The sequence below is a fragment of the Anaerovibrio sp. genome, assembly GCF_024697385.1.
Lineage (GTDB): Bacteria > Bacillota > Negativicutes > Selenomonadales > Selenomonadaceae > Anaerovibrio.
Genome location: NZ_JAILFV010000095.1, coordinates 1 through 14338, shown reverse-complemented (window position 1 = coordinate 14338; position 14338 = coordinate 1). Strand labels below are relative to the sequence as shown.

Annotated in this window: 16 protein-coding genes; 14 read left to right on the top strand and 2 right to left on the bottom strand. The window is 42.2% G+C overall.

Annotation, left to right across the window (positions count from 1 at the left end; all coding sequences use genetic code 11):
- The first annotated feature begins 2 nt into the window (after positions 1-2).
- A complete protein-coding gene (locus K6C05_RS04855) occupies positions 3-419 on the top strand; it encodes a F0F1 ATP synthase subunit epsilon (protein WP_296731919.1) in 417 nt (138 codons plus the stop codon).
- A gap of 120 nt (positions 420-539) precedes the next feature.
- Here the strand turns inward: K6C05_RS04855 and K6C05_RS04850 are convergent, their stop codons facing one another.
- Positions 540-1460 carry a LysR family transcriptional regulator gene (locus K6C05_RS04850; protein ID WP_296731917.1) on the bottom strand — a complete coding sequence of 307 codons (921 nt, stop codon included), beginning with the start codon at positions 1458-1460 and terminating at the stop codon, positions 540-542.
- A 147-nt stretch (positions 1461-1607) separates the two neighbouring features.
- Between K6C05_RS04850 and K6C05_RS04845 the strand changes: the two genes are divergently transcribed.
- The 7 genes from K6C05_RS04845 (at position 1608) to K6C05_RS04815 (ending at position 7151) form a co-directional block, all read left to right on the top strand.
- On the top strand, positions 1608-1790 hold the full coding sequence (locus tag K6C05_RS04845; protein ID WP_296731915.1) for a hypothetical protein: 183 nt from the start codon (positions 1608-1610) through the stop codon (positions 1788-1790).
- A 25-nt stretch (positions 1791-1815) separates the two neighbouring features.
- A complete protein-coding gene (gene acgM / locus K6C05_RS04840) occupies positions 1816-2868 on the top strand; it encodes a radical SAM/SPASM domain protein, ACGX system (RefSeq protein WP_296731913.1) in 1053 nt (350 codons plus the stop codon).
- 11 nt (positions 2869-2879) lie between these two features.
- Positions 2880-3458 (top strand): nitroreductase family protein, encoded by a 579-nt coding sequence (locus tag K6C05_RS04835; protein ID WP_296731911.1) that lies wholly within the window; start codon positions 2880-2882, stop codon positions 3456-3458.
- Positions 3459-3494: 36 nt separating this feature from the next.
- A complete protein-coding gene (locus tag K6C05_RS04830; protein WP_296732050.1) occupies positions 3495-4373 on the top strand; it encodes a radical SAM protein in 879 nt (292 codons plus the stop codon).
- Positions 4374-4407: 34 nt separating this feature from the next.
- On the top strand, positions 4408-5352 hold the full coding sequence (locus K6C05_RS04825) for an alpha/beta hydrolase (protein ID WP_296731909.1): 945 nt from the start codon (positions 4408-4410) through the stop codon (positions 5350-5352).
- A gap of 208 nt (positions 5353-5560) precedes the next feature.
- Positions 5561-6334 carry a protein-ADP-ribose hydrolase gene (locus K6C05_RS04820; protein WP_296731906.1) on the top strand — a complete coding sequence of 258 codons (774 nt, stop codon included), beginning with the start codon at positions 5561-5563 and terminating at the stop codon, positions 6332-6334.
- Entirely contained in the window at positions 6306-7151 is an 846-nt protein-coding gene (locus tag K6C05_RS04815; protein ID WP_296731904.1) for a Sir2 silent information regulator family NAD-dependent deacetylase, read from the top strand. Before K6C05_RS04820 ends, K6C05_RS04815 begins: the two co-directional genes overlap by 29 nt.
- Before the next feature lie 122 nt (positions 7152-7273).
- Here K6C05_RS04815 and K6C05_RS04810 read toward each other — a convergent pair whose 3' ends face one another.
- The gene (locus K6C05_RS04810) at positions 7274-7606 is read right to left on the bottom strand and encodes a hypothetical protein (RefSeq protein WP_296731901.1); all 333 of its coding nucleotides are present in this window, start codon (positions 7604-7606) and stop codon (positions 7274-7276) included.
- Between the two features lie 272 nt (positions 7607-7878).
- Here K6C05_RS04810 and K6C05_RS04805 point away from each other — a divergent pair, with 272 nt between their 5' ends.
- The 6 genes from K6C05_RS04805 to yqeB all read left to right on the top strand — a co-directional run bounded on the left by K6C05_RS04805 (position 7879) and on the right by yqeB (position 14207).
- Positions 7879-9792: a sigma 54-interacting transcriptional regulator gene (locus tag K6C05_RS04805; RefSeq protein WP_296731900.1), complete on the top strand. Its 1914-nt coding sequence runs from the start codon at positions 7879-7881 to the stop codon at positions 9790-9792.
- Between the two features lie 30 nt (positions 9793-9822).
- Entirely contained in the window at positions 9823-10473 is a 651-nt protein-coding gene (trmB, locus tag K6C05_RS04800; RefSeq protein ID WP_296731897.1) for a tRNA (guanosine(46)-N7)-methyltransferase TrmB, read from the top strand.
- Positions 10470-11672 carry a putative peptidoglycan glycosyltransferase FtsW gene (locus K6C05_RS04795; protein WP_296731895.1) on the top strand — a complete coding sequence of 401 codons (1203 nt, stop codon included), beginning with the start codon at positions 10470-10472 and terminating at the stop codon, positions 11670-11672. The genes trmB and K6C05_RS04795 overlap by 4 nt, the downstream gene beginning before the upstream one ends.
- 34 nt (positions 11673-11706) lie before the next feature.
- Positions 11707-12534, top strand: coding sequence for a pyridoxamine kinase (locus K6C05_RS04790; RefSeq protein WP_296732047.1), 828 nt, complete (start codon positions 11707-11709; stop codon positions 12532-12534).
- 145 nt (positions 12535-12679) lie between these two features.
- Positions 12680-13342 (top strand): TatD family nuclease-associated radical SAM protein, encoded by a 663-nt coding sequence (locus K6C05_RS04785; RefSeq protein ID WP_296732045.1) that lies wholly within the window; start codon positions 12680-12682, stop codon positions 13340-13342.
- Between the two features lie 25 nt (positions 13343-13367).
- Positions 13368-14207, top strand: coding sequence for a selenium-dependent molybdenum cofactor biosynthesis protein YqeB (yqeB, locus tag K6C05_RS04780; RefSeq protein WP_296731893.1), 840 nt, complete (start codon positions 13368-13370; stop codon positions 14205-14207).
- Positions 14208-14338 lie beyond the last annotated feature (131 nt).

Sequence of the window (14338 nt, the reverse complement as noted above, 5' to 3'; positions counted from 1 at the left end):
CCATGGCTACAATAAAGCTAGAGATTGTATCTCCGGATAAGATGGTTTACGCTGCTGATATTGATATGCTGATTGTCCGCTCTATTGCCGGTGAGCTGGGTATTTTACCCCATCATGCACCATTGGTAACCAGTCTTGTGCCTCATGCCATGAGGGTAAAGCTTGATGGTGATGAAAAGCTGGTGGCTGTAGGTGGTGGCTTCATGGAGGTCCAGCCGGATAAAATTTCGGTTATGGCATCTGTGGCAGAGCTGCCAGAGGATATTGATACGGATCGTGCCCAAAGGGCATTTGACCGTGCCAAAAAGCGCATAGAATCCGGTAAGTCCGGAGCAGAGGATATCAATATGGTTCGTGCTGAAGCAGCATTGAAGCGTGCTGTGGCAAGACTGACCGCTACTGGCAGTCATATTGAGTGATTTTGTGATTTTACAGGTGGTATTTCATACCACCTGTTTTTTCATGTGCTGATAAAATAAAGCCTGACTTACATTATTGGAGGAGGTCAGCTGGTTTTATACTGTACGGCGACAGTAAAATCAGTTGTGTGGCATGGCTGAATCAATGCAATTTTTGGCAATCTGTACAAATTTATAAATCGTTGATTTTTTATCCAGGGCAGTCTGCTTGCGATAGTATATTCCCATAGGGGCATGGGGGGATTCCTTCCAGGGGAGAAATATCAGTTCTTTGTGAGGGAGGGTTAAATGCTGGGGTATAAGTGCAAAACCGGCACCGGCCAATGCCAGGTTGTAGGCTTCACTGGTGGTGGTACAAATGATATTATCCAGGTCATCATTTACAGGAACTATATGATGTCCACGGGAAAAGACATGTTTTAACAAGTATGGCGGAATATCAATAATTTGACGGAAGGGCCATATATCTTCAGAGGAGACGCTTTTGGGGCGTCTCTTTTTATATTTTGCAAGAGGATGGTTTTTGTTCACTACGCAGACAAAGGCATCATTATGTAATGGTTCAAATATGATATCGTCATCGGAGAATTTAGCATCCTTGATCCCTATAATAAGATCCAATTGACTGACTGAAAGGCGTTGAAGGTTGGCATCAGTTTGATCCAGATTAAGTTCAGGAACAATTTGAGGATTTTCCTCTAATAATCCCGATAGTATTTTGCTTATAAGCCAGTTGGCATGTGAATCGGCGTATCCTATCCGCAGCACAGAGCGCTTATGTTTGTGAAAGGTGGAAATCCATTCCAGGGAATGATAGTAAAGGGATAACATTTGCTGAGCATCGCCCAAAAACTGAAAGCCTACTTGAGTAAGACTTACAGATCTGGTGGTGCGGTTGAATAATTTGGTATTAAGTTCCATTTCCAGACTTTGTATTTGTCTGGAAACAGCTGGTTGGGACAGGGAGAGCTGTTCGGCAGTTTTTGCGTAATTCAGGGTATTGGCAAGAGTAGTAAAGCATTCCAGCTGTTGAGTGTTCATTGTATTACCTCATTTTTGTTTTTATAATATCATATTAATGCGTTTGGTGCATTAATTATGCGATAAAATCATTTCACAGGGCGGATAACAGATGCTAAGATGTACCTGTAGTTTAGTTCAGCCTATTTATAGAAAGGATGATTTATTATGGCATTAAAAAATTTAGCAGCCTGGAACATGAAGTCTGGCAAATCAGCAGTAAGTGGAACTAATAGCTCTGCTTGTGGCTCGGGGGACAAGTACTCCGCAGCCTGTGGTTCGTCCTGTGGGTCAGGGGATAAACTGGCAGCTTCCGGTTGCGGTTCATCCTGTGGTTCAGGAGACAAATAAGTAGAGAGGTAAGGAGGACGGCTGTATGAAACCATATTTTTCTTTCCAATGGCATATCACTGATGAATGCGACCAAAGATGCAAGCATTGCTATATATTTGCTGAGAATACTCATAAGTGTCCTGACTTTATGAATATAGGTCAAATGGATATGGTATTGGAGAATTGCCTGGATTTTTGTGATACATATGGCCGTCAACCTTATTTCTACCTCACAGGTGGAGATCCGATTTTACACCCGGATTTTTGGACATTATTAGACAAATTTAAAGAAAAGAAAATTCCATTTACTATTATGGGAAATCCTTTCCACCTTACGGAGGAGGTTTGTAAGAAGCTAGCGGATTGCGGATGCTTGCGGTATCAAATGTCAATCGATGGTACTGAGAAAACCCATGATTGGTTTCGTAAGCCCGGGTCCTTTAAAACTACATTGGAAAAAGTTGCGATTATAAATGGAGCTGGTATCAGGTCTATTATAATGACAACAGTTTCCGATAAAAATATAGATGAAATACCTGATATTATTGATGCAGTGGTGGCGGCCGGAGCAAATGTATATGCCTTCGCCCGCTATTGCCCTACAAGTGATGATAAAGAAAATAGCATCTCTCCAAAGCGATATCGGAAATTGTTGGAGGATTGTGACAATATATATCGTTCTTATGAAGAAGAAGGGTGTGAAACCTATTTTAATCGTAAGGATCACTTATGGACATTATTTGATTACGAAAAGGGTCGTTTCCATATTCCTGCAGATGCAGAGCCGGAGATGATTTATGGTGGCTGTAATTGTGGCAATTGCCATTTGACTATTCTCCCCACTGGAGATGTATATGCATGCCGCAGAGTACAAAACAGTTGTGTAGGCAATGTATTTAGCGATAAATTGTCGGATTTATGGATTAATGAATTGGAGCAATATAGAAATTATGATAATTTCAAAAAGTGCAGTAAATGTAAACTTTTGGCCTGGTGCAGGGGGTGTCCGGCAGTGGCCTGCAGCAGTGGGGGCGATTTTTATGCAGAGGATCCGCAATGTTGGGCGGATTCTTTGGAAGGCTTGCTGATAAAGTGAGGAGAATGGTCATGGATGTTCTTGAATTGGTGAAAAAACGCCGCTCCATACGAAAATATTCATCAAAGCAGATTTCTCATGAAGCAATGGTGAAAATACTGGAGGCTGGGACTTACGCCCCCAATGCCGGCGGAGGTCAACGCAGCTATTTAGTGGGAATCAGAGATGAAAAAATAGTACGCCGAATAGGGAGATTAAATTTTTTACCATTTGATCGCAGTAAGCTTTTAGGGGGTCATGTTTCTGATGAACAGCCAAGTGTAATAGATGATTCCCGCATTGAGGACGGATTTTATGGAGCTCCTGCAGTAGTAGTATTATTCGGACAGGCTGATTTCCCCTTCAGTGTAGCTGATGCTTTCTGCTCAGCAGAAAACATGGTACTTATGGCAACAGATATGGGGTTGGGTTCCTGTATAATTTCCCGGGGCGAGGAAACTTTTATTACAGATGAAGGTAAGGCTCTTTTAAAGGAATGGAAGGTTCCGTCAAATTATATATGCAGGGCCTTTGTTATATTGGGATATATTGATGGGGAATACCCCAAGGGCAAACCGCGAAGGCCGGGACGGGTTATGTTGGTTGAATGATATTAATATGTTGTTATTTATAGAGGTGTTTTAGTGATGCATTTTTCAAGTGGAATTAATCGTCCACCGTATGAAGCTTCAGATGGTTTTTTGCAGATAACTTCAGGTTGTAGTCATGGAAAATGTGAGTTTTGTACATTCTATAAGGATAGTCCATTTAAGCTCTCACCGATGGAGGAAATCGAGTCAGATATCAAGGAACTTATGCAGTCTGACTGGGATTTTGACCGTATTTATTTGCAGGGGGCTGATCCTTTTATTCGGCGCACAGAGGATTTGATTAAAATTGCTGATTTGATTCATTATTATTTGCCCCAGGTACGGTCTATCGGCGGTTATGCTAGAGTGGACAATCTGAAGAATAAGACAGTGGAGCAGCTGAAGGAATTGGCTGACATAGGATATGGTTATTTTTACTTTGGTGTGGAAAGCGGAGATGATAAACTCCTTGACCGTATGCATAAAGGATATCATGCCGATTTTGTGCTGGAACAGTGTAGAAAGATGGATAATGCCGGGATGCCCTGGATCGGCAACTTTTTAGGAGGGCTGGGAGGTCATAACTGGGGGCTTTCACATGCGCGGGAGACCGCTAAAGTTTATAATCAGTTGAAGCCCGCCATGATTTATGCGTCAGAGCTGACATTATTTCCTGATACACCGTTGTCTGCTGATGTGGCTGCCGGAAAATATGAAGAGGCTACAGAGACAGAACGCATTCAGGAAATGCAGGAATTTATTCGATGCCTGAATATCCCAACCATATTCCGGGCAGAACATGTTACCATGCCTATCAGGATTAATGGCCGTATTCCTGAAGATAAAGATGGTATGATTAATAAGCTTCAGAAGGTATTGGATGAAAGAGGAGAAGAAAGCTTGCATAATTACCGCAGGCGGGTAAGCAGTCTTTAAAAATACATGTAAATCGATAAAGTGGAGGGCGACTATGAAACCAAAACAAATATTAACTGGAATGATTGCTTTTCTGGTAGGCGTTATGCTTTTTGGGGGAGCAATGGCAGATGGAGCAGCTAAAAATGACGATGAAAATAATATACGATACTTTATGCAGCAACCAGGTGCATATAAAAGCAATGAGGCTTATGGTAATAATCTTGAGGTCGGTCATTATTGCCAAGTGGGAGATGCGAGACTTTATTATGAAGTCTATGGTCAAGGGAAGCCTGTATTCGTATTTCATGGCGGAGGAGTGGGCAGTCCGTATGAGATGGGACAGCTGATTGATAATTTGCGTAAAAATTATCAGGTCATTGTTGTATCTACCCGTGGACATGGCCGTTCAGAGATAGGTCATACGAGACTCACTTATGAGCAGAAAGCCGAGGATATGCTGACTGTGATGAAAGAAGTGACAGATGAACCAGCAGTATTATTAGGCTTCAGTGATGGGGCTTATACGGCTTACAAAGTAGCCTCTGTGTGTCCGGAACGAGTTAACCGTGTGATTGCAATCGGTGCAGGGACTCTTAAACCAGGATTTTTTAGCGGAGACATGAAAGTAGATGACTTGGCTAAAATAGATGCTGCTTTTATTGCTCAACAGAAGGAGATTATGCCTGAGCCTGAGCGTTACCAGGAATTTTGTACCAATTATATGAGTTTTTGGAGTAGAATGAGAGTAGACAGTGAGTTCTTTAATACGATAACATGTCCTGTTTTATTAATAGTAGGCGATGAAGATGATCATGCACCTGTTATTACAGTTCTGGCAGCACATCAGGCAATCCCTGATTCTCGTCTTTGTGTAGTTCCAAAGGCATGGCATTCGGCATTTATAGATAATTTTAGGGTTACCTGGGCCGCTATAGAGGAATTCATGGAAACTAAAAATGTCACTGGCAGTAAAAAAGTGCATTATAACGAGCTTTAAGATGTCCCCTTCCTCTTTAGGTGGGGGAAAACAAACTACAACAGCTGGCGAGCATATCTCCCAGCTCGTTGAAACGCTAATTGGAAGATTTGTCTTCTAAAGAAGAAAAATTTGAACAATGGCGTTATAACACGGTTAGTCGTGATGATTCTTTTAATCAATAATGGGAAATCATGGTTGCTTATGATGAAAGGTTGGCAGTGTTGGTATGAATCAGCAGGAAAGGCGGAAATTCCTTATTGAAATGCTTCTGGGTGAAAATCCTAAATTTGCCGAGGTTCAGGTGGAACGGGAAACAAATGCTGCCAGAAAGCAACTGAGGTCCTTAATGAACATAAGGCCGGCAGCACCGATGCCAAAGGGCTTCCGGGAAGTACAGGATGAATATCTCCAGGGCATAATTCGCGATAGAGGAATAGTGGAAATTGCCGATATGGAAGAAATGAAGCCTGGGGTGTATTTGTGGCAGGGGGATATAACCAGGATTTCCTGTGATGCCATAGTAAATGCGGCCAATAGTGGCTTGACAGGTTGTTATCAGCCCTGCCACGCATGTATTGATAACTGTATTCATACCTATGCAGGCATTCAGCTAAGAATTTATTGTCAGGATTTAATGGATGCCCAAGGCTATGGCGAGCCTACAGGGCAGGGTAAAATTACTCCGGCATTTAACCTTCCCTGTAAATATGTGATACATACAGTTGGACCTATTGTTCATGGAGCTCTTACCAGAGAGCATGAACGCTTGTTGAGGTCTTGTTATGATTCATGCCTGAAACTGGCATATGATAAAGGATTAAAATCCATTGCTTTTTGCTGTATATCAACGGGGGTATTTATGTTTCCCAATGACAGGGCAGCGAAAATTGCCGTTGAAACGGTAAAAGCATTTAAGGAACGCACGGGAAGTAAAATAAAGGTGATTTTTAATGTATGGAAAGGAATTGATTATGAAATCTATCGGAGATTACTGGGATAATATCAGAAGACTGCAGGATGTTCTCAGGGATACCGAGGTGGTGGTGATTGGTGCCGGCGCGGGACTTTCCACAGCTGCAGGCTTTACTTATACCGGTGAGAGATTCGAAAAATATTTTTCGGATTTTTCACATAAATACGGCTTTAGGGATATGTATTCAGGTGGCTTTTATCCCTATGAAAACCCTGAAGAAATGTGGGCTTATTGGTCCAGGTATATATATATCAATAGATATTTGGATACACCCAGACCGGTTTATGAACAGCTCCTTTCTCTGATACAGGGGAAAGACTATTTTGTTATTACGACAAATGTGGATCATTGTTTCCAAAAAGCAGGCTTTGACAAAGACCGATTATTTTACACTCAGGGTGATTATGGCCTTTTTCAATGCAGTGAGCCTTGTCGTGATTATACCTTGGATAATGAAGAGATTATCCGGGATATGGTGGAGAGTCAGGAGAATATGAGAATACCTTCTGTACTTATTCCTAAATGTCCTTATTGTGGCAAGCCTCTTACCATGAACCTTCGTTCAGATAATACTTTTGTGGAGGATGCAGGGTGGCATGCTGCCAGTGAAAGATATACAAATTTTTTAAGGAGCAAAAATGGACATGTTTTATATCTGGAGCTGGGGGTAGGTTATAATACTCCAGGAATAATCAAATACCCATTTTGGGAACAGACATTGGAAAACCGTGAGGCTGTATATGCCTGTATAAATGATGGAGAAGCAGCTTGTCCGGAGAATATTCAGGCCAGGAGTATATGCATTAATGGTGATATAGGTGAGGTAATAGACCAGATAAGCTGATGTCTGGTACATTTCAGCAGCTGTGACAGAAATGGATAAAAAAGGATCGTTGACTCATGATGAGTTAACGATCCTTTTCCTTGTTGTTTTATGTTTCAGAAACTACTTTTCTGTGATGTAATTTAAAAGAATTGCTGATAAACGCTGAGTGCCAGGAGGGCTACAGAGGAAAAAAGCGTGAATAAGCTGACATATATCAGAATTTTATGGGTTTTTTCGCTGAAGTTGGCATGCCTGTTGACATACACTATCACCATACCTATACTGAGACACACATACATGCTGCGCCCAAGAACATCCATATTTGGCCAGGCTAATACAAGTATAACTGCCGTAAAGACTATGAGAATTATGAGCAATAAATCCCTGCTGGCTTTAGGCTTTAAATTTGTTTTTTCAGCCTTAGGGTTGGTATGGGTATTTTTTTTCTGAATTTTTTTATATTGTGTAGACATAAGAGTGAATCACCTATCTTGATAAAATTTAAAACAACACAAGGTGATTATAGCATAATTCCTATATTGAATAAAGCAGTGAACAATATATTACCAATAAATGATATTTTATTGCATAAAAATGTAACTTTTTCCTGTGTAAAATTTGCAGAGCAAAATCACTAATGATAAAATAACAGTATATGTAAAATCGGAAATCATAGCTGGGCCCCCTCGGGAACAGCTTTTATTGCGTTATATCATATTACTGCCGGGAAGTGAGGTTTTGATTAATGATTAGAGAACGGCGTAGCAGGGAGAAGCTGGAGGCATATTATCATCGGTTTATCGAAACAGGAGAAATCAATCCTAATGTGCATCCATGGGTAGCCAGGTCATGGGAAAAGAGTGCCCATCTAAAAGTGGCTTCTGATAAAATGTCAACGGACAACAGATTATCGGATGAGGAGTTTAATGAACTGCAGAAACAGCATCAGCCGGCCATTGATTACCTTGAAAATATCAGTATAAATGTAAGGGAATTTTTTCAAAAGTATAATATAAGCCTGTTGCTGTTGGATGCTGAATGTACCGTACTGAAAAGCTATTCAATGCCGTTTTACCAAATGACTCCCGGAGAAATTGAGGGCGTTCGGGTAGGCATTGAGGATATTGGTACATCAAGTATCAGTATTGCTCATGAGCATAAGGCACCATTTTGGTTGTTTGGCCCTGAGATGTGGGCTGAGGAGTGTCAGCAGAGTGATGCCTGTTCAGCGCCTATTATAGTGGATAACCAGTTGGCATATATTATAACTCTGGTGGCTGTGGAGCAAACAGATATGCCCCAGGATGCCATTATAGCCATGCTGCTTACTGTTAAGCAGGCATTGGAGGAACACCTGCAGCAGTATACCAGGATAAAGGCCCAGGAGGCCATATTGGATGCAACTCCTTTTGCTGTTTATCATGTTATGGCCGGGGATGAAGTGGCCTATGCCAATAAACTGGGAATGAGCCGATTGATGGGTATTGGTGTTCAGCAAAAGGATAATACAGTCAAAACTAATCTCAACGATGTGATTATGAATTATCGTCATACTCCGATTTATCGTGGCTTTAAGGGCATTCCTTCCTATAATAAAGAAGTGACCTGGATTACCCAGGCAAAAACCTATGAGGACATTACCACGGTAGTTCCACTGGATTATAATATGGATAATACCGTTCATAGTGTTGTGGCCGTATCAATGCCAATTGAGGATTTGCGGACATTAGTGGCGCATGCAGCAGGCTTTACTGCAAAATACAGCTTGAATTCCCTGGTCAGCGCGGGGACTAATTTCGCATCCATCAAGGATAAAGCGTTGAGAATCGCCAGGAACAAACATCATATGCTGATTCAGGGGGAAGCAGGGACCGGCAAACAGAGAATGGCTCATGGTATTCATCAGGCCAGCCCTAGGGCTGCCGGGCCGTTGATTACTATTCATTGCGGGGATACTACACCGGAGATACTGGAACAGGAGCTTTTTGGGGTTTCCCTGAATTCCGAAATCAGCCATCCAGGGAAATTAGAGCTGGCTTCCGGAGGAACTCTGTTTATTGATGAAATAGAAAAAATGCCACGAAATATTGCCGTGGAATTGGCTGTTGCCCTTAATACAGGACAATCAAACCGCATTGGGGAAAATGTTGAAAGGTCTATAGATGTGCGGATAATATGTGCCTGTGACAGTGATTTGAAGCGACTTACAGAAAGGGGCTTGTTTTCACGGGAATTATATGATATTATCTCACGCAGTGTAATCAGAATTCCTTCCTTGAGAAATCGCCGGGAGGATATTAAGGATTTGGCAGTACATATTATTACCGAGCTGGCAAATCAGCATCAGATGAACAAAAAAGAAATAGCCGATGAGACCGTGGAGATGCTTACCAACTACGATTGGCCGGGAAATATTAAGCAGCTGCAGGGAGTTTTGGAGGTCGCATTCTTTAAAACTGCTGATGGAGTAATCAGGCCGTCAGACATTAATCTTATGGGGGATGTTAAGCCTGATAACAAGTGGAAGGAAGATAAGGACATCTTCGTAAAGGCCTGGAAGGCTGCCGGTGGAAATGTGAGCCGCATGGCAAATCTTTTGCATGTCAGTCGTGTTACATTATATAGATATCTGAAAAAATATGGTTTCGAAAAAAAATAATTATACTTTTAATGAAATGGGAGAGATATTGTGCGTTTAAGAAGAAAACCATGGGTGGATAAGGCCATCCATGATTTTGATGATTTTGTTTATGCCAAGGATAATGCTGCAGATGAAGCACAGCGTGGGCATTGGAAGGAAATATTTGGCCGTGATGGGCAGCTGTATGTTGAATTGGGTACAGGCAAGGGGGATTTTATCAGTCAAATGGCCCTGAAAAATCCTGACATTAATTTTATTGGTATAGAAGCACAACAGGATGTGCTCTATATGGCAGCAAAAAAAATCAGGGAGCTTGGACTGACCAATGTGAAGTTGTTAGTCTTTGATATCAATAATATTGAATTGATTTTTGCCGAGGGTGAGGTAGACAGGTTTTTCATTAATTTTTGTGATCCCTGGCCGAAGGCACGCCATGCCAAGAGAAGGCTTACCCATGTGGGATTCCTGCGGCGTTATGCCAGGTTACTTAAGCACCCGGGCAAATTGATATTTAAGACGGACAACAGGCCTCTTTTTGATTTTTCTTTGGAACAGTTTGAGGCTGCCAATCTCAAAGTGGAGGATGTGTCCTTTGATTTGCATTCGGAAAATCGCGCGGATAATATCATGACCGAATACGAAAGAAAATTCAGCAGTTTAGGTGAAAAAATCAACAGGTGTGAGGTAACCTTTTCGTGAAACAATCAGAGAAGCTGGAAGAGAAAAAAAGGTATAAAATATGGCAGAACAATCATGAAGCTATTATTGCAATGGTAACTATATTGGTGATTGCCGGATGGTTTAATGTTTTTAGCTCTACCTTTGTAATGGCTGAAAGGGATTATTCATCCCCCTACTATTTTTTATTCAGGCACATGTTCAGTACATTATTGGGGATAGTGGCCTGTCTCATAGCAGCCAATGTGGATTATCATAAATGGCGTTCATGGATTACTCCGGTAACAGGACTGATTATTTTGGCCCTGGCTTTTGTACTGCTTTTTGGTGTGGCGATCAATGGATCAAAGCGGTGGATTACTCTCCCCTTTTTTTCTGTTCAACCGGCTGAATTCGCCAAGATGTGCAGCATAATGCTGGCAGGCTACTATTTATCCTTTCGCAATACCTATGGGAAGGAAATCAATATTATAAACCGACAGTATGGGATTATCACGGCTATGGCGCTGTTGGTCTATCTGGAACCGGATATGGGAACTGCCTGTATTGTTATAGGTATACCGGCGCTTATGATGGTGGTAGGTGGACTTAAATGGCGTAAACTGAAATGGTTGATTATATTTGGCTTAATTGCTTTGGGACTCATGTGTTATATGCAGCCATATCGTATGCAGCGTATAATGGTTACTTATGATCCGTGGCCTTATGCGCAGGATAAGGGCTACCAAACGGTACGGTCGCTTACATCAATAGGCTCCGGTGGCTGGTTTGGCATGGGTATAGGACAGGGCTTGAGCAAATACGACTATTTGCCGGAAGCACATACTGATTTTGCCTTTGCCGTGTTCAGTCAGGAAATGGGCTTTATAGTTGTATTGGCTGTTTTATTTGTATATGCCGCTTTTTGCCGGTATACCTCCAACATTGCCCGTCAGGCAAATGACAGCTATGGGCAATTTTTGGGTATTGGCATATTATTGCTGATTGGTGGACAGGCAGTGGCCAATCTTTTTATGGTGTCAGGGATGTTTCCTGTAGTCGGGGTACCACTACCCTTTATAAGTTATGGCGGGTCTTCACTGATTATGTCCCTGTTTGCGGTGGGAATTTTAATTAATATCAGCAGGCAGACCCAGCGGTTGCGGGAAAAACAATATATTGCCCAGCTGCTGCGACAGGAAAATAAAATAAAACGACCTGTTTTAAGGCGGGTTAAATAGGACAAAATGATGTTAGAAGGTTGGTTGACCAATGATCAGACGACAAAAGCGTATTGCCTTAATAAATGATATTACCGGATTTGGAAGATGCTCTATTACGGTGGAGCTGCCCTTGATTTCAGCTATGCGTATACAGGCTTGTCCTTTGCCTACGGCGATATTATCAGTCCATACAGGGTTTGAGCCACATTTTATTGATGACTATACGCAAAGAATGGTCCCGTATATGGAGAATTGGGAACAGCATGGATTGGAATTCGATGGAATTTGTACCGGATTTTTGGGGTCTGTTGAGCAGATATATATTGTGGAAGAATTTATCAGGCGTTTCAAAAAAGATGATACGCGGGTTATGGTAGATCCTGTTATGGGTGATCACGGCAAGCTGTATTCCTCATATTCTATTGAAATGTGCCATGAAATGCGACGGTTGTTGAAGTGTGCAGATTTGGTGACCCCTAATCTGACAGAAGCCTGTCAGCTGTTGGATCTGGAGTATCCAAGGGATGGACGCATTACTGAAGAAGCTCTTGCCGGTATGGCAAAGGCACTTTCGGATAAGGGGCCTGATCAGGTAATCATTACAGGGTTAAATGATGCTGCAAATATAAAAAATTATGTATACGAAAAGCATGGCGGTTCCAGTTATGTTGTACGGAAAAAGGTGGGGGACGACCGTTCAGGTACCGGGGATGCCTTTGCGGCAATAGTGGCCGGTAGTCTGGTCAATGGATTGCCCCTTGTGGAGTCCGTGGAAAAGGCCGCTGATTTTATCAATAAGGCATTGGAATATACTGTGGAGCTGAATCTGCCATGGAATTATGGCCTGGCCTTTGAAGAATTTCTTACAGAATTAAAATAAAGTGATGTTATCCTCCGTAAAGGTTAATTTATGTGGATATGGTGTGCTTTTCCGGTTGTCAGGCTGTTGCTGTTTGGATTGAAGATGGTAAAAGAAATACTGTTCAGTGCCGGAAAACAGAAGAAAATGTAATGGAGTAATGGAAATGATAGTTTATGCAACTCATTCAGGAGGCAGGTATCTGCAGATTGAGGACAGTCTGAAGGAACAGCCTGCAGGAAAGCGTGGAATATATATTAATTTGACCAATCAGTGTAATTGTGCATGTACTTTCTGTCTGCGCAACATGAAAAAAATGGCTGAGGCCAGTTCGCTGTGGCTGAAAAAAGAGCCTACGGCTGATGAAGTCAAGGAGGCATTGGATGATTTGCCGTGGGAATATGTATCGGAGATTGTTTTTTGTGGGTTTGGTGAGCCTACTATGAGGTTGGACGTATTGGTGGAGCTGCTGCATTATGTGAAGACCATCCATCCTGAGATACCAACACGATTGAATACAAATGGCTTGGCAGATCTTGAACATAAGCGAAATACTGCGGCGGATTTCTCCGGGGGGATATTGGATACGATTTCAATCAGTTTAAATGCATCCAATGCGGACAGATATTTGGAACTCACCAGGGCAAAATATGGTGTGGAATCTTATGAAGCAATGTTGAATTTTGCTGAGAATTGCAAGGAGTATATTCCAAATGTGGTCATGACTGTGGTGGAAAAGGTTGAAAATCAGCAGGAGATTGATTTGTGCAGAAAGCTATGTGATGAACGCGGGCTGAAGCTCCGTGTCCGTATATACGAAGACAGCTGATTCTGGAAAGGATGTGTATCAGGTAATGAAAAAACTTGTTGTTATTCGTGGCGGCGGTGAGCTGGCTACAGGAATCGCACATCGTTTGTATCATACCGGTCATAGGGTTCTTATGCTTGAAAGACAGTATCCTTCAGCAATTCGGCGTAATATTGTTTTTTCAGAGGCCATATATGATGGTGAAACCAGTGTAGAGCGAACCGTCTGCTATAGGGCAGATGATTTGAAGCACGCCGAGAAAATGCTCAAGGAGGGCAAGCTGGTAATCATGATTGACCCTGAGGCAAAATGCATCAGTAAGCTGAAACCGGAAGTGGTGGTAGATGCCATCTACGCAAAACGAAATCTGGGTACCAATATGAAAATGGCACCACTTACCATAGGTGTTGGACCTGGATTTGTTGCTGGAAAGGATGTAAACTGTGTAATTGAAACTGCCAGGGGCCACAATCTTGGACGGATAATTCGCGAGGGGATTGCCATGCCGGAAAGGGAGCTTGCCGAGCTCAGGGCACTTATGAAGGCCTCTCATTCCATTAATTCTCCTTGTGATGGATATTTGGAAGCTGGACACCCAACGGCATATCTTATCAGTAAAAATGAAGTAATCGGCAAATTACATGTAGAAGGGGGACATGTCCTGGAGTTAAAGTCTCCTATAGATGGTGTCCTGAGAGGAATGCTGCACGATGACTGTCCGGTTCGTACCGGATTGAAAATAGCTGAGATCGACCCAAGTACCAAGCCGGCAAATTGCATGAGTATTTCTGCGAAAACAAGATGTGTTTCAGGGTCCGTGCTGGAAGTAATCGTTGCCTGGAAGAATAAGCAGCCGCAAAAATCTCATTTGCCTTGGAAAAAATAACGAGCTTTAAGATGTCCCCTTCCTCTTTAGGTGGGGGAAAACAAACTACAACAGCTGGCGAGCATATCTCCCAGCTCGTTGAAACGCTAATTGGAAGATTTTTCTTCTAAAGAAGAAAAATTTGAACAATG

What these genes read in the sequence shown, in the direction of transcription:
- K6C05_RS04835 (WP_296731911.1), top strand. Translation starts at nt 2,880, where the DNA reads ATGGATGTTCTTGAATTGGTGAAAAAACGCCGCTCCATACGAAAATAT.
- K6C05_RS04815 (WP_296731904.1), top strand. Translation starts at nt 6,306, where the DNA reads ATGAAATCTATCGGAGATTACTGGGATAATATCAGAAGACTGCAGGAT.
- K6C05_RS04830 (WP_296732050.1), top strand. Translation starts at nt 3,495, where the DNA reads ATGCATTTTTCAAGTGGAATTAATCGTCCACCGTATGAAGCTTCAGAT.
- K6C05_RS04810 (WP_296731901.1), bottom strand. Translation starts at nt 7,606, where the DNA reads ATGTCTACACAATATAAAAAAATTCAGAAAAAAAATACCCATACCAAC.
- K6C05_RS04820 (WP_296731906.1), top strand. Translation starts at nt 5,561, where the DNA reads ATGAATCAGCAGGAAAGGCGGAAATTCCTTATTGAAATGCTTCTGGGT.
- K6C05_RS04785 (WP_296732045.1), top strand. Translation starts at nt 12,680, where the DNA reads ATGATAGTTTATGCAACTCATTCAGGAGGCAGGTATCTGCAGATTGAG.
- K6C05_RS04825 (WP_296731909.1), top strand. Translation starts at nt 4,408, where the DNA reads ATGAAACCAAAACAAATATTAACTGGAATGATTGCTTTTCTGGTAGGC.
- K6C05_RS04805 (WP_296731900.1), top strand. Translation starts at nt 7,879, where the DNA reads ATGATTAGAGAACGGCGTAGCAGGGAGAAGCTGGAGGCATATTATCAT.
- yqeB (WP_296731893.1), top strand. Translation starts at nt 13,368, where the DNA reads ATGAAAAAACTTGTTGTTATTCGTGGCGGCGGTGAGCTGGCTACAGGA.
- K6C05_RS04845 (WP_296731915.1), top strand. Translation starts at nt 1,608, where the DNA reads ATGGCATTAAAAAATTTAGCAGCCTGGAACATGAAGTCTGGCAAATCA.
- K6C05_RS04855 (WP_296731919.1), top strand. Translation starts at nt 3, where the DNA reads ATGGCTACAATAAAGCTAGAGATTGTATCTCCGGATAAGATGGTTTAC.
- acgM (WP_296731913.1), top strand. Translation starts at nt 1,816, where the DNA reads ATGAAACCATATTTTTCTTTCCAATGGCATATCACTGATGAATGCGAC.
- K6C05_RS04850 (WP_296731917.1), bottom strand. Translation starts at nt 1,460, where the DNA reads ATGAACACTCAACAGCTGGAATGCTTTACTACTCTTGCCAATACCCTG.